The 19,385-nt window shown below is 71.1% G+C and carries 19 protein-coding genes, 1 tRNA gene and 1 riboswitch; of the genes, 9 read left to right on the top strand and 11 right to left on the bottom strand.

The genetic code is table 11. The features are described 5' to 3' along the window. The first annotated feature begins 63 nt into the window (after positions 1–63). Positions 64–1,287, top strand: a complete 1,224-nt coding sequence (locus ACIBK9_RS31375; RefSeq protein WP_397162364.1) for an acyl-CoA dehydrogenase family protein — start codon at positions 64–66, stop codon at positions 1,285–1,287. Here ACIBK9_RS31375 and ACIBK9_RS31370 read toward each other — a convergent pair. From ACIBK9_RS31370 to ACIBK9_RS31350, 5 genes are all read right to left on the bottom strand, one after another. Next, positions 1,282–2,043, bottom strand: a complete 762-nt coding sequence (locus tag ACIBK9_RS31370) for a polyphosphate polymerase domain-containing protein (protein WP_397162363.1) — start codon at positions 2,041–2,043, stop codon at positions 1,282–1,284. The genes ACIBK9_RS31375 and ACIBK9_RS31370 overlap by 6 nt on opposite strands. Further along, entirely contained in the window at positions 2,040–2,570 is a 531-nt protein-coding gene (locus tag ACIBK9_RS31365; RefSeq protein ID WP_357991601.1) for a DUF4956 domain-containing protein, read from the bottom strand. Before ACIBK9_RS31365 ends, ACIBK9_RS31370 begins: the two co-directional genes overlap by 4 nt. A gap of 87 nt (positions 2,571–2,657) precedes the next feature. Further along, positions 2,658–3,320, bottom strand: coding sequence for a response regulator transcription factor (locus ACIBK9_RS31360; RefSeq protein WP_387668312.1), 663 nt, complete (start codon positions 3,318–3,320; stop codon positions 2,658–2,660). After that, entirely contained in the window at positions 3,317–4,708 is a 1,392-nt protein-coding gene (locus tag ACIBK9_RS31355; RefSeq protein WP_397162362.1) for an ATP-binding protein, read from the bottom strand. Before ACIBK9_RS31355 ends, ACIBK9_RS31360 begins: the two co-directional genes overlap by 4 nt. Positions 4,709–4,726: 18 nt before the next feature. Beyond that, on the bottom strand, positions 4,727–5,056 hold the full coding sequence (locus tag ACIBK9_RS31350; RefSeq protein WP_397162361.1) for a hypothetical protein: 330 nt from the start codon (positions 5,054–5,056) through the stop codon (positions 4,727–4,729). Between the two features lie 129 nt (positions 5,057–5,185). On the opposite strand from ACIBK9_RS31350, the gene ACIBK9_RS31345 reads away from it, so the two are divergent. From ACIBK9_RS31345 to ACIBK9_RS31330, 4 genes are all read left to right on the top strand, one after another. Next, positions 5,186–5,932: an SDR family oxidoreductase gene (locus ACIBK9_RS31345; RefSeq protein ID WP_397162360.1), complete on the top strand. Its 747-nt coding sequence runs from the start codon at positions 5,186–5,188 to the stop codon at positions 5,930–5,932. 199 nt (positions 5,933–6,131) lie between these two features. After that, positions 6,132–6,965, top strand: coding sequence for a hypothetical protein (locus tag ACIBK9_RS31340; protein WP_397162359.1), 834 nt, complete (start codon positions 6,132–6,134; stop codon positions 6,963–6,965). A gap of 90 nt (positions 6,966–7,055) precedes the next feature. Then, entirely contained in the window at positions 7,056–10,145 is a 3,090-nt protein-coding gene (locus ACIBK9_RS31335; RefSeq protein WP_397162358.1) for a DUF3427 domain-containing protein, read from the top strand. Positions 10,146–10,224: 79 nt separating this feature from the next. Beyond that, positions 10,225–11,076: an SDR family oxidoreductase gene (locus ACIBK9_RS31330; RefSeq protein WP_397162357.1), complete on the top strand. Its 852-nt coding sequence runs from the start codon at positions 10,225–10,227 to the stop codon at positions 11,074–11,076. Positions 11,077–11,085: 9 nt separating this feature from the next. Here the strand turns inward: ACIBK9_RS31330 and thiC are convergent, their stop codons facing one another. Continuing rightward, a complete protein-coding gene (gene thiC, locus ACIBK9_RS31325; RefSeq protein ID WP_387668328.1) occupies positions 11,086–12,564 on the bottom strand; it encodes a phosphomethylpyrimidine synthase ThiC in 1,479 nt (492 codons plus the stop codon). After that, positions 12,557–12,669, bottom strand: a riboswitch (TPP riboswitch). It overlaps the preceding gene by 8 nt. Positions 12,670–12,704: 35 nt before the next feature. Here thiC and ACIBK9_RS31320 point away from each other — a divergent pair. Then, entirely contained in the window at positions 12,705–13,325 is a 621-nt protein-coding gene (locus tag ACIBK9_RS31320; RefSeq protein WP_397162356.1) for a class I SAM-dependent methyltransferase, read from the top strand. Here ACIBK9_RS31320 and ACIBK9_RS31315 read toward each other — a convergent pair. After that, positions 13,285–15,528 carry a glycosyl hydrolase family 95 catalytic domain-containing protein gene (locus tag ACIBK9_RS31315; protein ID WP_397162355.1) on the bottom strand — a complete coding sequence of 748 codons (2,244 nt, stop codon included), beginning with the start codon at positions 15,526–15,528 and terminating at the stop codon, positions 13,285–13,287. The two genes, ACIBK9_RS31320 and ACIBK9_RS31315, sit on opposite strands and share 41 nt — an antisense overlap. A gap of 59 nt (positions 15,529–15,587) precedes the next feature. On the opposite strand from ACIBK9_RS31315, the gene ACIBK9_RS31310 reads away from it, so the two are divergent. Both ACIBK9_RS31310 and ACIBK9_RS31305 read left to right on the top strand, forming a co-directional pair. Beyond that, positions 15,588–15,938: a hypothetical protein gene (locus ACIBK9_RS31310; protein WP_352349714.1), complete on the top strand. Its 351-nt coding sequence runs from the start codon at positions 15,588–15,590 to the stop codon at positions 15,936–15,938. A gap of 2 nt (positions 15,939–15,940) precedes the next feature. After that, positions 15,941–16,777 (top strand): universal stress protein, encoded by an 837-nt coding sequence (locus ACIBK9_RS31305; protein WP_397162354.1) that lies wholly within the window; start codon positions 15,941–15,943, stop codon positions 16,775–16,777. A 108-nt stretch (positions 16,778–16,885) separates the two neighbouring features. Here the strand turns inward: ACIBK9_RS31305 and ACIBK9_RS31300 are convergent, their stop codons facing one another. From ACIBK9_RS31300 to ACIBK9_RS31285, 4 genes are all read right to left on the bottom strand, one after another. Continuing rightward, positions 16,886–17,326: a YbaK/EbsC family protein gene (locus ACIBK9_RS31300; RefSeq protein ID WP_397162353.1), complete on the bottom strand. Its 441-nt coding sequence runs from the start codon at positions 17,324–17,326 to the stop codon at positions 16,886–16,888. Positions 17,327–17,522: 196 nt separating this feature from the next. Further along, a complete protein-coding gene (locus tag ACIBK9_RS31295) occupies positions 17,523–17,822 on the bottom strand; it encodes a winged helix-turn-helix domain-containing protein (protein ID WP_352349708.1) in 300 nt (99 codons plus the stop codon). Between the two features lie 107 nt (positions 17,823–17,929). Further along, positions 17,930–18,592 carry an AIM24 family protein gene (locus tag ACIBK9_RS31290; protein WP_358283169.1) on the bottom strand — a complete coding sequence of 221 codons (663 nt, stop codon included), beginning with the start codon at positions 18,590–18,592 and terminating at the stop codon, positions 17,930–17,932. A 122-nt stretch (positions 18,593–18,714) separates the two neighbouring features. Then, positions 18,715–19,101: a response regulator gene (locus tag ACIBK9_RS31285; RefSeq protein ID WP_352349704.1), complete on the bottom strand. Its 387-nt coding sequence runs from the start codon at positions 19,099–19,101 to the stop codon at positions 18,715–18,717. Positions 19,102–19,215: 114 nt separating this feature from the next. On the opposite strand from ACIBK9_RS31285, the gene ACIBK9_RS31280 reads away from it, so the two are divergent. After that, positions 19,216–19,287, top strand: a tRNA-Arg gene (locus ACIBK9_RS31280). Positions 19,288–19,385: the final 98 nt, after the last annotated feature.

The following is a 19,385-nucleotide window of genomic DNA, read 5'->3' as shown; positions in this document are numbered from 1 at the left end:
CCTCACGGGACTTGTGTCTGATTTCACCGATAGTACTATCGGTGAAATTGCCGAAGGAGAGTCATGGCCATCGATTTCACTCTCGCCCCCGAGCACGAGGAGATCCGCAAGCGGGTCAGGTCCTTCGTCCAGGAGACCGTGATCCCCGCGATGTCCGGCGTGGAGGAGGGCGACCGGGACGCCTACCTCCGCACGATCTTCGAGCTCCGCCGCCGGGCCAAGGCCGAGGGCCTGTGGCTGCCGCACATGCCGAAGGAGTGGGGCGGCATGGGCCTCGGCCACGTCGAGCTGGCCATGGTGCAGTCGGAGGCGGCCAAGACCCGCATCGGCCCGTGGGTGCTCAACTGCCAGGCCCCCGACGAGGGCAACATGCACACGCTCCTCCACTGGGCGGACGACGAGCAGAAGGAGAAGTACCTGCGGCCGCTGCTGGACGGCGTCCAGATGTCGTGCTTCGCGATGACCGAGCCCGAGGTCGCCGGGTCCGACCCCACCCTGATCCGCACCGAGGCGGTCAAGGACGGCGACGAGTGGGTGATCAACGGCCACAAGTGGTTCATCTCCAACGCCCGCCGGGCGAGCTTCGCCATCCTCATCGCGCGCACCGAGCAGGACGTGCCCGAGGGCTCGCGCGGCGCGAACACGGCCTTCCTGGTGGACCTGCCGAACCCGGGCTGGAAGGACGTGCGCGAGGTCGAGACGATGCACGGCTCGACCGGCCACAGCGAGATCGTGATCGAGGACCTGCGGGTGCCCGACAGCGCGATCCTCGGCGGCCGGGGCAACGGCCACCGGCTGGGCCAGTACCGGCTGGGCCCGGCGCGGCTCGCCCACTGCATGCGGTGGATCTCGCAGGCCGAGACGGCGCTGGACATGATGGTGGACCGGGCGCTCAACCGCTACAGCCACGGCTCGCTGCTGGCCGAGAAGCAGGGCGTGCAGTGGCTGATCGCCGACTCGGCCATGGAGCTCTACCAGTGCAAGCTCATGGTCCTGCACGCCGCCTCGAAGATCGACCGGGGCGAGGACTTCCGTACGGAGGTGTCGATGGCCAAGCATTTCGTGGCGAACAGCCTCAACCGCATCGTCGACCGGGCGATCCAGGTGCACGGCGCGCTGGGCTACTCCACCGACACGCCGCTGGCGAGCATGTTCCAGCACGCCCGCTGGGCCCGCTTCGCCGACGGCGCCGACGAGATCCACCAGATGCGCATCGCCGAGCGCACGATCGCGGCCTACCAGGCGACCGGTTCGACGAGCGCGGCGACCGGCGGCCTGCCGCTATAGCGCAAGATATCCCCGCATGACGGGCTGCCAGCGGTTGGCCGGGACGCCCCGGAGCGCGGCCACCGCCAGGCAGTACTTGCTGACGCTGACCGGCCGCACCCCCAGCCCGCGCAGCACCCGGTCCACCAGCGCCCGCCCGTCGGCCGACTTCGACTCCAGCAGCACCCGGTCGCGGCGGGCGGGCACCCGTCGGCCGCCGTCGTGGCAGAGCAGGCCGGTGTCGCAGGTCAGCCGGGCCTGCCCGGTTCGGTCGACGAGCGTGACCCGCCGGTAGTCGGTGGACAGCACGGGCCCGAGCGCGTCGGGCACGACGACGCTCAGCTCGCTGCTCAGCGTGTCGCCGACGAACTCCATGGCCTCGCTGGTCAGCTCGCCGGCCGCCGCGGCGTCGTACGGGATGCGGTGTTTGTCGGTGTTGCCGCGGGTGCCGTTCAGCTTCAGCTCCAGCCATCGCCCGCCCCCGTCCAGGTACGTGCGGGTGCGCAGCTTGAAGCGGCGCCGCCGGTCCTGCCGGTGCTGGCGGAAGGTCAGCAGATCGGGCGTGTCGAAGTAGGTCGAGGTGTAGCGGAACTGGCGCAACGCCCCGATCCGCAGCACCGAGAGCCGGTCGCCCAGCTCGGCCACCAGCTGGGCCATGGCCGGGACGCTGACCACGTACTTGCGGTCCACCCGGCTCATCAGCTCCGGCACGTCGTCCAGCCCGACCGGCGGCAACCCGGCCGCGACGCCCGCCATCAGCGCGCCCGCGTCCCTCATCGGGCCACCTCGGCGATCTGGAAGCGCACGTCCACCACGGTCACGTCGCGCACGTAGTCCACCTGGGTGACGACGCAGTGCAGGACGCGGCCCCGCAACCGGCTCTCCAGGTCGGCCCTGAGCAGCTCGGGGTCGGCGTGCACGACGTCCAGCGTCACGACCTGCTGCCTGGTGCGGCCCAGCAGGCGAGGGTGGTCGGCGACGTGCACGACGGCCAGCAGCACGCCGTCCAGGAGCAGCGCGGTCAGCGGGAGCTGGGAGGCGATGCCGTTCACCAGCCCGAGGACGATCGCCACGAAGTAGTAGGCGATCTCCTGCTGGGTGATCTCGCTGGACCGCAGCCGGATGATCGACAACACCCCGAACAGCCCGAACCCGACCGCCAGGTCCACCCGCTGGACCAGCAGCAGGGAGACCACCGCGAAGATGCCCACGTTCAGCGCCACGTAGGCGAACAGCAGGTCGCGCCGGTGATGTCGCCGGTAGTACAGGCCGTAGGCGAGGACGGTGATCGCCGCCAGGTCCATCGCCAGTCCGGCCGTCACGGTGTCTTGCCCCTCGTTCTCATGTCCACCAGCCTGCGGCTCGCCGGTGAGGGAGCCGTGAGGCGCCCATTAGGCGGCTCTCATCCGGTAGCCGGTGCCGCGCACGGTCTCGATGCGGTCGGGCCCGATCTTCCTGCGCAGGTAGCGGACGTAGACGTCCACGACGTTCGAGCCCGGGTCGAAGTCGAAGCCCCAGACGTGGCTGAGCAGCTGCTCGCGGGTCAGCACCTGGTCGGGATGCCGGCAGAAGATCTCCGCCAGCGCGAACTCCCTGGTGGACAGGTCCACCACGCGGTCGCCGACGTGCGCCCGGCGGGTCCGCAGGTCGAGCGCCAGGTCGCCGACGCGCAGCACGGTCGGCTCGGGCGCGCGGTCGGCCCGCAGCCGCAGCCTGACCCGGGCCAGCAGCTCCTCGAAGGCGAAGGGCTTGGCGATGTAGTCGTCGGCTCCCCCTTCGAGCCCGGCGACCGTGTCGGTCACGCCGCCCCGGGCGGTCAGGATGATCACCGGGATGGCCACCTTCGCCTCCCGCAGCCGCCGCAGCACGGTGAACCCGTCGCTGAGCGGCAGCCCGATGTCGAGCAGTAACAGGTCGAACCCGCCCGAACCGGCCAGGTCGTAGGCCGCGACGCCGTCCGTGACCACGGCCGTGACGAAGCCGTTGCCGCGCAGGCCCTTCTCCAGGAAGGCCGCGATCCTGCTCTCGTCCTCGGCGATCAGGATCCGGTTCATGCCCTGGCCAGCGGCAACGTCATCACGAAACAAGCGCCCCCCGCCGGGACGTCCGCCACTCTCACACCGCCTCCGTGCGCCTCGGCGATCGACCTGACGATCGCCAGCCCCAGTCCTGCCCCGTCGTGCCCGCCCGTACGTCCCGCGCCCCTGACGAACCGGCGGAAGATGCGCTCCCGGTCGGCGGGCGCGACGCCCGGCCCGCTGTCGCGCACCCACAGCTCGGCCCGCCCGTCCCGCACGGCCGATCCGACCGCGATGAGATCGTCGTCCATGGTGTGGCGGACGGCGTTCACCACCAGCTGCATGAGCGCCTGCGTGAGCCGTTGCCGGTCGGCCGGGATCCGCGCCTCGGCCACCTGGTCGACCCGCCACCGCCGGTCGCCCAGCGGCCGGGCCTTGGCCACCACGCTCACCGTCAGGTCGGCCAGCTCGACCTCCTCGACCGCGAGGAAGCCGGGCTGCTCGGCCTTGGCCAGGGTGAGCAGGTCGTCCACGATCCGGTTCATCCGGTCCAGCTCGTCGGTGACCAGGGCGAGGGTCTCCGCCCGTTCGGCCGGGTCGTCCCCCATCAGCTCCAGGTGCCCGCGGATGACCGTGATGGGGGTGCGCAGCTCGTGCCCCGCGTCGTCCACGAACGTGCGCTGGACGGCGAAGGAACGTTCCAAACGGTCGAGCATGTGGTTGAACGTGGCGGCCAGCGCGGCCACGTCGTCGTCGCCGGTCACCTTGAGCCTGCGGGTGAGGTCGGCCGAGTCGCTGATCTGCTCGGCCGTCTGGCTCACCAGCCGCACCGGCGCCAGCACCCGCCCCGCCACGAACCAGCCCGCCGCCCCCGCCAGAGCCAGCGCGGCCAGCGCCGACAGCCCGAGCACGCCGACCGCGTCCACGATCTCGCCCCGATGGCGGTCGTAGAAGACGGCGGCGACGAAATGGCCGGGACGGGGGTCGGCCGCCACCCTGACCGGGATGACGGCGTACCTGACCGTGCCCTCGACGCTCTCGGTGTCGCCGTAGGCGGGCCTGGTGGCCGCGGCCAGCACTTTGACCAGCTTCTCGTCGGTGTCGAGCCGGGCCGGGGGCGTGACGGCGGTGATCCGGTCGGCCCTGCCGCCCACCATGGTGAAGAAGGTCTCCCAGCGGTCGGGCGCGTTGATCGCCAGGTAGCCGGTGAGCAGTTCCCGCACGTCGGAGACCGGCCGGCCGGTACGGGGGTCGTGGGCGGTGGCGGCATACCTGCGCAGTTTCTCGGCCTCGTTGGTGAACTCCAGGTTCATCCGGTCGTCCAGGCGGGCGAGCAGGACGGTCCAGGTCGCGAAGATCGAGACCGCCAGGGCCAGGCCGACGACGGCGAGCATCCAGCCCACGATCCGGGCGCGGGCACTCACCCGCATCCGGCTCCCCGCTCAGTCGTCGCCATCGTCTTCGTCGTCATCGTCATCGCCGTCATCGTCTTCGCGGTCGTCATCGTCGTCGTCTCCGCCGGTCCAGGCGCGATGGTGGTCGTCGTCGCCATCATCATCGCCGCCTCCGGGCTTCGGCGCGGGCGGCTTGACGGGTTCCGCCTCGGTTCCCGGCGACGTGAACGGCCGTACGTCGCCGGCCGACGTCCCCGGAGAGGTCGAGACCGTGACGGACTCCCCCAGATCGGGCCCGTCGCCGGCCGCCCGTACCCAGCCGGCCGAGAGGAACCCCGCCGCCGTCAGCGCCACGAGAATGAGCATCACGCGTTTCATGAGGTAGAGCGTCTGCCGCGCGGAGGAGACCATCCTGAGGCCAGGATGAGGAACCTCTCATCCCTTCCCATCCAGCCCGTCGTCATTAGAATCATGTTCTGATACCGGCTGGTCGGTCAGGAGGTTTTCATGAGGGTGCGGGACAAGGTGATCGTCGTGACGGGCGCGGCCGGCGGCATCGGACGGGCGATGGCCCTGCGCTTCGCCGCCGAGGGAGCCGCCGGGATCGTGCTGGCCGACCTGGACGAGTCCGGCGCGAGGGCCGTGGCCGACGAGATCGGCGACCGGGCGGTGGCCGTCCGCGCGGACGTCTCGGTCGAGTCCGACGTGGCCGCGCTGGCCGAGCCCACCCCCTTCGGACCGGTGGACGTGTTCTGCTCCAACGCCGGCATCATCGGCGGCTCCGGCCTCGACGCCCCCCTCCAGGAATGGACCTCCCTGTACGCGGTCAACGTCCTGGCCCACGTGCACGCCGCCCGCGCCGTCATCCCCGGCATGGTCGCCCGCGGCGGCGGCTACCTGCTGAACACCTGCTCGGCGGCCGGGCTGGTGAGCTGCCCCGGCGACGCGCCGTACGCCGTCACCAAGGCCGCGGCCATCGCCTTCGCCGAGTGGGTGGCCATCCACTACGCCGCGCAGGGCATCAAGGTCAGCGTGCTGTGCCCGCAGGGCGTGCGTACCGGGATGCTGGAACGCGGCGTCGAGGAGGACCACCTGACGGCGCGCGCGGTGGGGGCGTCGGGCGCGATCCTCGACCCCGCCGACGTGGCGACCGCCGTGATCGACGGCCTGGCGCCGAACGGTTCCACATCCTGCCCCACCCCGAGGTGGCCGACTTCTACCGCCGCAAGGCCGAAGCCCCGGACAGATGGCTAGCCGGAATGTCCACCTTCATCACCACCCTCCAATCCCCACCAACCGACTGACCACGAGCCGCCTCCCGCCTCCCGCCAAGCCGACCGACCACGGGCGGACCCCCTCAAACCGACGGACCACGAGCCGCCCCCTCCCCCGCAAGCGTCCCCACAAGGGGCTCCCCCTCGCCGTCGCCCTTCGCGAAAGGCCCGACCTGACCATGGACCAGCAGCTCACCCGGACCGCCCGCCAAGCCTGGCGCCGCCTGGAACCCGTCCACGGGATGATCTACTTCGTCCCCGAGGCCACCACCCGCTACGCCGCCCTCGGCCTCACCGGCATGTCCGGATATTTCACCTCACGCTCCGCCCCCTTGGGCCCCGCCCCCGCCGACCTCGTCATCGCCACGTTCTACAACTTCAACCCCGACCTCGTACGCCGCTCCCTCCCCTGGGACAAGGTCACCCCCGCCCAGGTCCTGCAAGCCCGCCTCGAAGCCGCCGCCGAAGCGCTCCGCCGGGCCGCCGTCCACGAACTGCCCGACCTCGTCCCCGTACTCACCCTGGCCAGGCGCGCCGCCGAGGCCGCCTGCGACCACCCCCAGGGCCGCCCCCTGTTCGCCGCCCACGCCGCCCTCCCCTGGCCCGACGACCCCGTCCTCCAGCTCTGGCACGCCCAGACCCTCCTGCGCGAGTTCCGCGGCGACGGCCACGTGGCGACACTGCTGGCCGAGGGCATCACCGGCCTCGAAGCCCTCGTCCTGCACGCGGCCAGCGGCGAGGTCGCCAAGCCGTTCCTCACCATGAGCCGTGCCTGGCCCCCCGACCAGTGGGCCCACGCCGAGACCACCCTCCGCACCCGCGGCCTCCTGACCGCCGACAACGACCTGACCCCCGAAGGCAAGTCCCTGCGCCACCACCTCGAAACCCGCACCGACACCCTGGCCATGCCCGCCTACGGCGCCCTGGGCGAACCCGACTGCGAACGCCTCGCCACCCTGGCCCGCCCCTTCGGCCGCCGCGTGGTGGACGCCGGCCTCCTCAAGCTCACCTGATCACCTGCGCCCCCGCCGGCGCCCGATCTACGCTGATCCTCCCGATCCAGGATCAAGGCCCAGGCGCCAGGAAACAGGAGGCAGCGACCCGTGCCCGACACCCCCGTCCCCGGCCTGTACGACTCGCTGCTCACCCGCAGACTCCAGGAGCGCGCGGCCGGCTGGCGGGACGCGGATCACCTCGTCGAGATCTCCCCCGTCGACAAGGAGGAGGTCAGCCACCTGCTGGGCCGGTTCCTCGGCGAGACGGCCACCCGGGCGTTCGCCGCGCTCAAGGACCCGGAGGAGCAGGTGCGGCTGGCCAACCGGCTGCTCGCCCTGCTCGCTGACGCTGAGGCGGAGGTCGTCTCCGACGGGCCCGCCCGCCTGCTGTCCGTCGTCCGGAACGAACCCGGCGCGGCCGCCCCCGCCAGGCCGCTGACGTCGCTCTCCGAGGCGGCCCTGCTCACCAACGCCCGCGAGGATCCCAACCTGGCCCACGAGCTGGCCACGGAGCTGGCCAGCGCCGACCGGGTCGACCTGCTGTGCGCGTTCGTCAAGTGGTCGGGGCTGCGCATCCTCGAACGTCCGCTGGCCGAGCTGGGGCGGCGCGGCGTGCCGGTGCGGGTCATCACCACGACCTACCTGGGCGCGACCGAACGCCGGGCGCTCGACCGGCTGGTCCGCGACTTCGGCGCCGAGGTCCGCGTCAGTTACGAGCAGAACTCGACCCGGCTGCACGCCAAGGCGTGGCTGTTGCGCCGCCGTACGGGCTTCGACACCGCGTACGTCGGCAGCTCGAACCTGTCCCGGGCGGCCCTGCTCGACGGGCTGGAATGGAACGTGCGTCTGTCGTCGGTGACGACGCCCCGGCTGCTGGACAAGTTCGAGGCGACCTTCGACTCCTACTGGAACCGTCCCGAGTTCGAGCCGTACGACCCGGAGACGGACGGCGGCCGGCTGGACGAGGCGCTGTCCCGGTCGCAGAGCGGTGAACGGATCTTCGACATCCCGGCCCTGGTCCCGCATCCCTTCCCGCACCAGCGGGAGATGCTGGAGGACCTCGATGTCGAACGGACCGTCCACGACCGGCACCGGAACCTGCTGGTGGCCGCGACCGGCACGGGCAAGACCGTCGTCGCCGCGTTCGACTACCGCAACCTGCAACGGCGTCTCGGTCGCCGGCCGACCCTGCTGTTCGTGGCGCACCGCCGGGAGATCCTGGCCCAGGCCATGCACACCTACCGGCAGGTTCTGGCCGTGCCGGACTTCGGCGAGCTGCACGTCGGCGACGAACGTTCCCGGCAGTGGCAGCACGTCTTCGCCTCGGTCCAGTCCCTCAGCAGGATCATCGACACCTTCGCCCCCGACCGTTTCGACGTGGTCGTCATCGACGAGTTCCATCATGCGGCTGCCCGCACGTACCGCCAGGTCATCGGCCGTCTCCGGCCCAAGGAGCTCCTGGGCCTGACCGCCACCCCCGAACGCGCGGACGGCACCTGGGTGCAGGACGAGTTCTTCGACGGGCGCATCGCCTCGGAGCTGCGCCTGTGGGACGCCCTCGACGCCGACCTGCTCTGCCCGTTCCACTATTTCGGCATCAACGACGAGACCGACCTCAGCACGGTGAAGTGGTCGCGCGGCTCCTACGACCTGGCGTCGCTGGACAACGTCCTCACCGGCGACACCGCGCGGGCGCGGCTGGTGTTCAACGCGCTCCTGGACAAGGTCAGCGACCTGGCGGCGGTGCGCGGACTCGGATTCTGCGTCTCGGTGGGACACGCGCGCTTCATGGCCGACTTCTTCACCAAGGCGGGGCTGCCCTCGCGGGCGGTGGACAGCGGCACCGACGACCTGTCGCGCAAGGACGCGCTGAAGGCCCTGCGCGAGGGGAGGGTCGCCTTCCTGTTCGCCGTGGACCTGTTCAACGAGGGCCTCGACGTGCCCGACGTCAACACCCTGCTCCTGCTGCGCCCGACCGAGAGCGCCACCGTCTTCCTGCAGCAGCTCGGCCGCGGCCTGCGCCGCACGCCCGACAAGGACGTGCTGACCGTCCTCGACTTCGTCGGCCAGCACCGCAAGGAGTACCGCTTCGGCAACCGGTTCCAGGCGCTCACCGGCTTCGTCCGAGGGCGGCTGGAGACACAGGTCAAGAACGACTTCCCGCTCCTGCCGTCGGGCTCGCAGATCGTCCTGGACCGGGTCACCAAAGACCGCCTGCTCGACGAGCTGCGGATCCATCTGAGCGCGACGGTCACCATGGTCACGCAGGAGATCCGGTCGCTCGCCGAGACATCGCTCGTGAAGTACCTGGAGGTGAGTGGCCGCGACATCGACGACCTGTACCGCAACCGCCGCTACTGGACCGACCTGCTGCGCCGCTCCGGCCTGGTCACCGCCCCCGCCTCCCCGCTGGAGAACGCGCTGGGCCGCCGGATCCGCGCGCTGCTCCACGTCGACGACCGCCCGCGGGCCGCGGCCTACGCCGGCCTGCTGCGTCCCGACGGGCCCCGCTACGACGACTGCCCGCCGACCACACAGGCGTTCGCCCGCATGTTGTTCTTCTCCTTCTGGCGGGACGGCGGCGGCTTCGCCACCTACGACGAGGGCCTGGACCGGTTGCGGGCCGAGCCGGACCTGTGCGGGGAGATCCTGGATGTCCTCGCCCACGGCGTGGAGCGCCCGCGCCATGTGACCAAGCCGCTTCCCGCGACGCTCGCCGGCGTGCCGCTGGTCCTCAACGGCCACTACTCGGCCGACGAGGTCCTGGCCGCTCTGGGCTGGGCGAGCCTCGGCGGTTCCGTGCCCGCCACCATGCGGGAGGGCGTGGCGTGGTGCCCGGCCACCCGCTGCGACGCTCTCTTCGTCACCCTGCGCAAGAACGAGAAGGAGTTCTCCCCGCAGACCATGTACCGGGACTACGCCCTGACCCCGGAGCTGTTTCACTGGGAGTCCCAGAACCGGACCGGTGCAGCGTCGGCCACCGGCCTGCGCTACCAGAGGCACGAGCACACCGGCAGCCACGTCCTGCTGTTCACCAGGGAACGCACGGAGAACGACCTTCGCCACCCCGAGCCGTACGTCTTCCACGGCACCGCCCGCTACGTCGAGCACAAGGGCGAACGCCCGATGGCCGTCACCTGGAGGCTGGACGAGGAGATGCCCGCGGACCTGTTCCGGCGCGCGGCCATCGCCGGCTGACCGCCGCGGCTCTTCGGGCAGGGGTGATCTGGGCGAAGCATGACGTTACCGATACCCCGTCAGGGGAAGATCGCCGGACATGTCGGAGACACCACCACCCCAGAGCCAGCGGTACCCGGGCCGTACGGACGAGATGTCCCCCGAGCCGCGTGACGAGATGCGCGGCTACGAGGGCAGGGACCTGCTGGCGGGCAAGAAGGCGCTGATCACCGGTGGCGACTCGGGCATCGGCCGGGCGGTGGCGGTGGCGTTCGCCAAGGAGGGCGCGGACGTCGCCATCGCCTACCTCGACGAGCACGACGACGCCAACCACACCCGCGGCCTGGTCGAGCAGGAGGGACGGCGGTGCGTGCTGCTGCCCGGCGACCTGGGCGACCGCGACCACTGCGCGACGGTCGTGGAGCAGGCGGTCTCCGAGCTGGGCGGCCTGGACGTCCTGGTCAACAACGTGGCCTACCAGGCGCCGGTCGACTCCCTGGAGGAGCTGACGGACGAGCAGTGGGAGCACACGTTCGCGGTCAACATCCACAGCTACTACCGCGTCACCAAGGCCGCGCTGCCGCACCTGCGGGAGGGCAGCGCGATCGTGAACACCTCCTCGATCAACGGCCTGCGCGGCAACAAGACCCTCATCGACTACGCCGCGACGAAGGGCGCGATCAACGCCTTCACCTACTCGATGGCCCAGAACCTGGTCGAGCGCGGCATCAGGATCAACGCCGTCGCCCCCGGCCCGGTCTGGACGCCGCTGATCCCGGCCACGATGCCGGAGGAGAAGGTGGCGAAGTTCGGCGCGCAGGTGCCGATGAAGCGGGCCGCCGACCCCGACGAGATCGCCCCTTCGTACGTGTTCTTCGCCGCCGACCGGCTGTCCTCGTACTACACGGGCGAGGTGCTGGCCCCGATCGGCGGCGAGACGCTCCCTGGCTGACCGCGCAGGTCAGAGGTAGATCGAGCCGCCCTTCCCGAGGAACTCGGCCGCCTTGTCGGCCATGCCCGCCCGCACCTCGTGGCTGAGCTTCATCGAGCAGAACTTCGGGCCGCACATCGAGCAGAAGTGCGCGGTCTTGGCGGGCGCGGCCGGCAGGGTCTCGTCGTGGAAGGCGCGGGCGGTGTCCGGGTCGAGCGACAGGTCGAACTGGTCCTCCCAGCGGAACTCGAACCGGGCGTCCGACAGGGCGTCGTCCCACGCCTGGGCCTGCGGGTGTCCTTTGGCCAGGTCCGCCGCGTGCGCCGCGATCTTGTAGGTGATCACGCCGGTCTTGACGTCGTCGCGGTTGGGCAGGCCGAGGTGCTCCTTGGGGGTGACGTAGCAGAGCATGGCGGTGCCGTACCAGGCGATCATGGCGGCGCCGATGCCCGAGGTGATGTGGTCGTAGCCAGGGGCGATGTCGGTGACGAGCGGGCCGAGGGTGTAGAAGGGCACGTCGTCGCAGAGCTCGCGCTGCAGGTCGACGTTCTCCTTGATCTTGTGCATGGGCACGTGGCCGGGGCCCTCGATCATGACCTGCACGTCGTGCGCGTGCGCGATCTTGGTCAGTTCGCCCAGGGTGCGCAGCTCGGCGAACTGGGCCTCGTCGTTGGCGTCCGCGATCGAGCCGGGGCGCAGCCCGTCGCCCAGCGAGAACGTCACGTCGTAGCGGGCCAGCAGGGCGCACATCTCGTCGAAGTGCTCGTACAGGAAGCTCTCGCGGTGGTGGGCCAGGCACCAGGCGGCCATGATCGAGCCCCCGCGCGAGACGATCCCGGTCTTGCGGCGGGCGGTCAGCGGGACGTGCGCCAGCCGCACGCCCGCGTGCACCGTCACGTAGTCGACGCCCTGCTCGCACTGCTCGATCAGGGTGTCGCGGTAGACCTCCCACGACAGCGCCTCGGGCCGCCCGCCCACCTTCTCCAGCGCCTGGTAGATGGGCACGGTCCCGACCGGGACGGGCGAGCTGCGGATGATCTGCTCGCGGGTCTCGTGGATGTTCGGCCCGGTGGACAGGTCCATGACGGTGTCGGCGCCCCACCGGGTGGCCCAGGTCATCTTCTCGACCTCCTCCTCGATCGAGGAGGTGACGGCGGAGTTGCCGATGTTGGCGTTGATCTTGACCAGGAAGTTCCGGCCGATCGCCATCGGCTCGGACTCCGGATGGTTGACGTTGGCGGGGATGACCGCCCGCCCGGCCGCGACCTCCTGCCGGACGAACTCGGGCGTCATCCCCTCCCGGACGGCCACGAACTCCATCTCCTTGGTCACCACGCCGCGCCGCGCCGCGCCGAGCTGGGTGACCGGCGACCCCCACGCCGAGCGGTCGGTACGCGACGGCCCCGAGGTGTCGTAGAGCCGCACCGACGTGCCGTTCGACAGCCTGACCTCGCGCATCGGCACCTGAAGGTCACCGATGTAGATCTTGGAAAAGCGCGCGTCGCTCATCGCGCAAACTCCCTTCGCCGGCATTATCCGGAGCAGGTTCTGGCGGTCGGCGGCTGACAGCCGTCCTCTCAGCCCGGTCCGCACCGGGCTCCCGCGTTGGTCATCGCGATCATAACCCCGCGCGTGGCAGGATCAAGGGGATGTCCGATCCCATTGCGCACACGACCGCCACCTACGACCGCATCGCGCGCCAGTTCGACGAGCAGTTCACCGAACCGCCCCCCTCGTTCGCGGCCTTCCGCGACCGGTTCGCCTCAGCCCTGCCCGCCGGAGCCACGGTCGCCGACCTGGGATGCGGCCCGGGGCGCGAGTCGGCCTGGTTCGCCGGACGCGGCCTGACCACCGTGGGCGTGGACCTGTCGATCGAGATGGCCAGGCTCGCCGCCGGGCACGGCGTGCCCACCGTCCTGGGCGATCTGCGACGCCCGCCGCTGTCGCCGGCGTCCCTGGACGGCGTCTGGTCGGCCGCGGCCCTCGTGCACGTGCCGTCCGAGCAGACCGAGGCGACGCTGCGCGCCTGGCACGCGGCGCTGCGCCCCGGCGGGGTGCTCGCGCTGACCACCGCCCTGGGCGACGGCGAGGGCTGGGAGCCGGTGCCGTACCGGACGGAGTACGAGCGCTGGTTCGTCCACCGCGACGCGGGCGACCTGCTCGCGGTGCTGGACGCGGCCGGGTTCGCGGTCGCCTGGCACGAGACGAACGTCACCCACCGCACGTGGTTCAGCGTGCTGGCGACAGCGCGCAGCTCTCCCCAGCCCTAGTCTCCAGGTCGAGCGCGAACCCGGGGCCGCGCAGCCGGGCGGTCCCGCCGCGCGCCGACGACAGCCTGACCTCGACCGGCACGCCGTCCGCCCAGGTCACCCCGACGGTGAAGCCGCCGCGGGCGCGCAGCCCGTCGAACGAGCCCGCGCGCCAGGCGGCCGGCAGCGCGGGCAGCAGCTCGATGACGCCGGCGTGGCTCTGGAGCAGCATCTCGGCCACCCCGGCGGTCGCGCCGAGGTTCCCGTCGATCTGGAACGGCGGATGCGTGTCCCACAGGTTGGGCAGCGTGCTGGCGCGCAGTTGCCCGCTCAGCATGGTCAGGGCGCGGTCGCCGTCCTTGAGCCGGGCCCAGAAGTTGACCTTCCAGGCCATGCTCCAGCCCGTGCCGCCGTCGCCGCGCGCTTCGAGGGTGGTGCGCGCCGCGGCCAGGTGCTCGGGGGCGGTGAGCTGCGTCCCGGGGTGCAGGGCGTAGAGCTGGGAGACGTGCCGGTGCCGGTCGGACGGGTCGTCGAGGTCGGCCTTCCACTCCTGGAGCTGCCCCCAGGAGCCGACCCGCAGCCCGGGATCGAGCCGGTCGGCCGCCGCGCGCAGCCGTCCGGCGAACTCGGCGTCCACGCCGAGCGTGCGCGCGGCCGCGGCCGTGCAGGCGAACAGTTCCCGGACGATCTGCTGCGGCATGGCCGCGCCCGCGGTGAAGTCACCGTGCTCGGGCGAGTACGCGGGCGAGACGACGAGGCTGCCGTCGCGCGCGTCGGGACACAGGTTGGCCAGCCAGAACTCGGCGGCCTCGCGCATCGCCGGATAGGCGTGCCCGCGCAGGTAGCGCTCGTCCCCGTCGAACAGGTAACGCTCGTAGAGCTGGCGCACCAGCCAGCCGGCGGCGTCCGGCATCCAGAACGACGTGGGCCAGTCGTGCACCCCCGTGAACCCGAACGGGTTGGTGTTGGAGTGCACCGCCCACCCCGCGGAGCCGAACATCGTTCGCGCGGTCTCGCGTCCGGGCGCGCGCAGCCCCGCCACGAACTCCTGGTACGGCACCGCCGTCTCGGCCAGGTTCGCCGGCTCGGCCGGCCAGTAGTTCATCTGCAGGTTGATGTTGGTGTGGTAGTCGGACTCCCACGGCGGCGAGTTGGACGCGTTCCACACCCCCTGGAGGTTGGCCGGCAGCGAGCCGGGGCGGGAGGAGGCGATCAGCAGGTACCGGCCGTACTGGAAGTACAGCGTCTCCAGGGCTCTGTCGGACGGGGTGCCGGCGCCTTCGTAGGCGGCCAGCAGGCGGTCGGTCGGCAGGTCGGGCGTGCGCTGGCCGAGGTCGAGGCGGACCCGGCCGAACAGCGCCCGGTGGTCGGCCTCGTGCTCGGCCCGCAGCTCGGCGTACGGCCGGCGCGCCGCCGCGTCCACCGCCGCCGTGACCCGCGCCGCCGCGTCCGGGCCGCGGTAGCCGGGGTGGACGGGCGCGTAGTCGGTGGCCGCCGAGAAGACGAACACCGCGCTGTCGGCGCCCGTCACCACGACGCGGTCGCCCTCGTCCGTACGGGTGCCGCCCTCGGTCAGCACCTGGACCTGGCCCTCGTACACCAGGCCGTTGTCGGCGAGCACGCCACGGACGCGCAGCCGTCCGGACTCGGCGGTCACTTCCTCCCCGCCGTCATGCGCGGTGCCGAAGCGCAACGTGAACCCCACCCGTCCCGGAAGTCCCGCCGTCACCCTGCCGACGCTGACGTGCGCCGGGTACGAGGCGAAATATTCCCTGGTGAGCACCACGCCGTCGGCGTCCTCGTACGTCACGGCGGCCACCGCCGTCTCCAGGTCGAGCGTGCGCCGGTAGCCGCCGGAGAAACCGCCGGTCACGTCGAGCAGCAGCTCGCCGAAGTTCTGGTACGCCCCGAAGCCGGGAATGTGCCCCACCGTGCGGTAGGACGGGTTCCCCAGGATCGCGGCCACCTCCTCCGGCGCCATCGAACCCCGCTCGTCGATGACCCGTCGCACCGCCTCCAGAGCGCCGGGACGGTCCGCCGGCCAGTTGCCTGATCCACCGGGCTCCGCGCTACCCGGACCGCCGGTCCACAACGACTTCTCGTTGAGCTGGACGCGCTCGGTCTCAAGCGTCCCGAACACGCAGGCGCCGAGCGCTCCGTTGCCGATCGGAAGGACGTGTCCTTCCCAACGGGGGGCGGGCTCGTCGTACCGGAGCGTCAGCATGGCGATCAGCCTAAGGTTTGGCGATCGCCCCTGGCGGTACGGACTCCCTCAGGGGAACTATGATGAAGATCGCCGCTGTGGCCGCGATCGTGGCTCTCGCCACGATCGGACCGGCTGCCGCCTCTGGGGACGGCATCGAGCAGCAGGAAGTGAGCAAGCAGCAATACCGGACGCTGACCGCCCAGTGCCGCTACGCCGACACACCGGCCCTGCGCCAGAAGTGCAGGCAGGCGGTCAAGGACAACTACCGAATCGGCCGGCGCAACCGTTCACTCGACTGCCGGACGTACTCCGGCGTGACGGTCTGCGGCGAACTGCTCCTCAGCAAGACCGAGCGCGCGTGCATCGACGAGTCCACCAGACAGGGCTTGGCCTATCGCCGCGCCGAAGTGGAATGTTACGTGGCCTGACCATGATCGTCGCAGGTGTCGACGGCTCGCCGACCGGACTGCTGTCCGTCGACTGGGCCGCCAAGGAGGCAGTGCTGCGCGGGGTGTCGCTGACCGTGGCCCACGTGGTGCCCGACTGGGTCTGCCGCCCGATCTCCGGCCGGTACGCGGAGGTGGGCAAGTGGATGCGCGACGGCGCCAAGGAGGTGCTCGCGGCCGCCGAACGGCGGGCCCGCGAACTGGGCGCCGAGGTGACCACGGAACTCGTGCCCGGCGATCCCCGCGCCGCGCTGATCAAGACCGCCGAGCAGGCCGACCTGCTCGTCGTCGGCAGTCGTGGCCTGGGCGGCGTACGCGGGCTGCTGCTCGGCTCGGTCGCCCACGGGGTGGCCGCGCACGCCCAGACGGACGTCGTCCTGGTCCGCGATCCGCCCGCCGTTCCGCGCGGTGAGCTGGTGGTCGGCGTCGACCGTTCCGAGGGCAGCCTCCGCGCGCTGAAGTTCGCCTTCGCCGAGGCCGAGCTGCGCGGCGCCAGGCTGCGCGCGGTGGAGGCGTTCGCCTGGCCGCGTCCCTCGGGCTTCGGGCCCGCCGATCCGGAGGTCGAACGCGAGACCCGCGAGGCCCTGCGGACCTTCCTCGCCATACCCCGCCAATGCCATCCCGGCGTGGAGGTGATCGAGGACGTCGTGCACGGCCATCCCGTCGAGGTGCTGCGCGAGGTGGCGGCCGGGGCCGACCTGCTGGTCGTCGGCAGCCGGGGGCACGGCACGCTGAAGGGCATGCTCATCGGCTCGGTCAGCCAGGCCATGCTGCACCACGCGCCCGGCCCGCTCGCGATCGTGAAAGCCACCTCCGCCTAGGGGACGTTCCCGCAGGCCACCGCCTTCACCGTCCCCTCCTGCCCCCGGCCGCCCTGCCACGGACGCCCGCCGGCCTCCAGCCGCCCTGCCACGGACGCCCGCCGGTGGCTAACCGGCGGCCGGCACCGCCGCCGCCACGATGGCGGCCACGCGCGGCGCGGCCAGCCGTACGTAGTCGTCGGTGGCGAGCGCCAGTGAGCGGTCGAGGCGCGCGGCGTTGAAGTAGATCTCCGGCAGTTCCAGCAGCGAAGGATCGACGACCAGCTCAAGGCGGGGGTCATGGCTGAACGGCAACACCGTCCCGCTGACGCTGCCCGCCAGTTCCTCCGCCCGGTCCTTGTCGGCGAAGGCGACGTACGTGCCCTCCAGCAGCCCCTTGACCGCCTGCAGATCCAGCCGCGCGTCGCCCGGCACGACGGCCAGCACGTGCCGGGTGCGCTTCTTGCCGATCTTGACCATCACGATCAGGCACTTGGCCGCCTGCTCGACGCCGTGCCCGCGCAGGGCGCTCACCTGCTCGGTACGCCCCTCCGCCGGATGGTCGATCACCCGGTACCGCGCCCCGCCGGCATCGAGATCGGCGATCAGCCGCGCATAGGCGTCCGGCCGCCGGTCGGCCTCGGGACCTTCTCCGGCCTCACGGCCTTCTCCGACCTCGGGACCTTCTCCGCCATCGGGACCTCCGTGGGCTCCGGGGCCTTCTCCGGCATCAGCGCCTTCAGAGCCGTCGGGACCTTCGTAGGCGTCACCAGTCACTGCTCAACATCTCCTTGGCCTTGGCGATCCGACCCTCGTCGCGCTGGTAGAACACCCACTGCTTGATCTTCGTGCCCCGGATCAGCCCCGCCTGGGCCAGCACCTTGAGATGCTCGCCGCACGTGGGCCGGCTCACGCCCAGTTTCTCGGCGATGAACAACGAACAGACGCCGTCGCGTACGAGATCGCCGTCGCGCTGCGGGCCGAAGTGCCGCTCGGGGTCGCGCAGCCACTCAAGGATGAGCAGCCGTTTGTCACTGGCCAGCGCCTTGACCAGATCCACATCCACCGAGCCAGTATGGCAATAAGCTAATTACCTGTCCACGCCCGGCCCCCTGAACCGCATGGCCCCCGCCCGTACGACCTCAGGACACCTGCACCACCGGCCGCACGCCCTCAGGACGCCTGCACCACCGGCGCACCTTCGCTGGCCTGCACCAGGACGAACCCCTGCCCCCGGAACGCCAGCTGCATGGCCTCGCCGCTGCCGCGCCCGATCAACGCCCCGACCTTCATCGTGCGGTTGACCCCGACCTGCAGCCCCGTGCTCCAGCACACCGCCGCCTGCCCGTCCACGAACGTCGGCATCCGCGCCACGTCCAGCAACACCGGCGTGCCGTGCGTGGTCACCGCCACCCACCCCGTGCCCGTCACCGTGGTGTTGAACAGCCCACCGGCCGCGACCCCGGCCCCCTGCACCCGCTGGATGTCCCACCTGAGCTCCGGCCCGAACGCCAGCAGGTTCCGCCCGTTGACCGTCAGCCCCTCGTTCTCCAGGTAGAAGAGGTGGATGTCGTCAGCGTTGTCGGCCAGATAGAGCTGCCCCTGGCCGCGTACCCGCATCAGGGAGGCCCCCTCCCCCGTCACGGCCTTCTTCAGCAGCCTGCCGAGCCCGCCACCCTCGTAGTCGAAGTCCATCTGCCCCTGGAAGGCGACCATGGACCCCTGCTTGGCAAGCACCTCGTGCGGCAACTGGACCCGCAGCATCTTGCTGTTCTCCAGCGCGAACCCGCCGGGAAGCGGCTGGCCGGCCAGGTTGCCGAAGATCGAACTACGCACGTCGCGCCTCTCACGTCGATGGTCGTCGCCGCCGACGTGCATCCGGAGCCGGCCCGAGCGGCGTCATCTCCGCCGCTCCCACCACCTCCGGCACACCACTCCGGCGCCGTTCTACAACCCCATCAACTCGGCGCCCCGGACGCGAGTTCCCGCACCACCTGAATGAGCTCGGCCGGATCGAACGGCTTGGTCAGGTACGCGTCGACCCCGATCCCCAGCCCCCGCCTCCGGTCGTCGTCCTGCGCCCGCGCGGTGATCAGGACGACCTTGATGTGACTGGTCGCCTCCTCCGTACGCAACTTCTCCGCCGTCGCCCACCCGTCGAGGCAGGGCATCATCACGTCCAGCGTGATCACATCCGGCATGACGTCCATCACGCGATCCAGACAGTCCTGCCCATCGGTGGCGGTCGACACCTCGAACCCCTCAAGGTTCAGGTTGACCGCGATGAGCTGCCGGATGACCTCGTCGTCATCCACGACCAGTACTTTGCCGAGAACGTCGCTCACGGGCGCAAAGCTAGCCCGTAGCGGGCCGGTCACGTGGGGTTTTCGCGGGATGCGTTCAAGGAGCGTTATCTGGTGCCGAGTGGTCCCCAGATGCTGATAGCCTTATCACTCGTCGCCCCCTTAGCTCAGGGGATAGAGCACCGGCCTCCGGAGCCGGGTGCGTAGGTTCGAATCCTACAGGGGGCACACTGTGATGTCTCGGGACATCGGAAACCCTCGAACCTACGGGTTCGGGGGTTTCGTCTTGTTCGGGTTTGCCTGGGGCTGGTAGTCGCGGGTGGGGT

This window comes from Nonomuraea sp. NPDC050227, from assembly GCF_044459705.1.
GTDB lineage: Bacteria > Actinomycetota > Actinomycetes > Streptosporangiales > Streptosporangiaceae > Nonomuraea.
The sequence above is the reverse complement of the archived record's forward strand: the minus strand, read 5'-3'. Positions and strand labels throughout refer to the sequence as shown.

Bases quoted from the DNA above. Each gene is read 5' to 3' on its own strand.
- ACIBK9_RS31375 (WP_397162364.1), top strand. From the start codon at position 64: ATGGCCATCGATTTCACTCTCGCCCCCGAGCACGAGGAGATCCGCAAG.
- ACIBK9_RS31370 (WP_397162363.1), bottom strand. From the start codon at position 2,043: ATGAGGGACGCGGGCGCGCTGATGGCGGGCGTCGCGGCCGGGTTGCCG.
- ACIBK9_RS31365 (WP_357991601.1), bottom strand. From the start codon at position 2,570: ATGGACCTGGCGGCGATCACCGTCCTCGCCTACGGCCTGTACTACCGG.
- ACIBK9_RS31360 (WP_387668312.1), bottom strand. From the start codon at position 3,320: ATGAACCGGATCCTGATCGCCGAGGACGAGAGCAGGATCGCGGCCTTC.
- ACIBK9_RS31350 (WP_397162361.1), bottom strand. From the start codon at position 5,056: ATGAAACGCGTGATGCTCATTCTCGTGGCGCTGACGGCGGCGGGGTTC.
- ACIBK9_RS31345 (WP_397162360.1), top strand. From the start codon at position 5,186: ATGAGGGTGCGGGACAAGGTGATCGTCGTGACGGGCGCGGCCGGCGGC.
- ACIBK9_RS31340 (WP_397162359.1), top strand. From the start codon at position 6,132: ATGGACCAGCAGCTCACCCGGACCGCCCGCCAAGCCTGGCGCCGCCTG.
- ACIBK9_RS31330 (WP_397162357.1), top strand. From the start codon at position 10,225: ATGTCGGAGACACCACCACCCCAGAGCCAGCGGTACCCGGGCCGTACG.
- thiC (WP_387668328.1), bottom strand. From the start codon at position 12,564: ATGAGCGACGCGCGCTTTTCCAAGATCTACATCGGTGACCTTCAGGTG.
- ACIBK9_RS31320 (WP_397162356.1), top strand. From the start codon at position 12,705: ATGTCCGATCCCATTGCGCACACGACCGCCACCTACGACCGCATCGCG.
- ACIBK9_RS31315 (WP_397162355.1), bottom strand. From the start codon at position 15,528: ATGCTGACGCTCCGGTACGACGAGCCCGCCCCCCGTTGGGAAGGACAC.
- ACIBK9_RS31310 (WP_352349714.1), top strand. From the start codon at position 15,588: ATGATGAAGATCGCCGCTGTGGCCGCGATCGTGGCTCTCGCCACGATC.
- ACIBK9_RS31305 (WP_397162354.1), top strand. From the start codon at position 15,941: ATGATCGTCGCAGGTGTCGACGGCTCGCCGACCGGACTGCTGTCCGTC.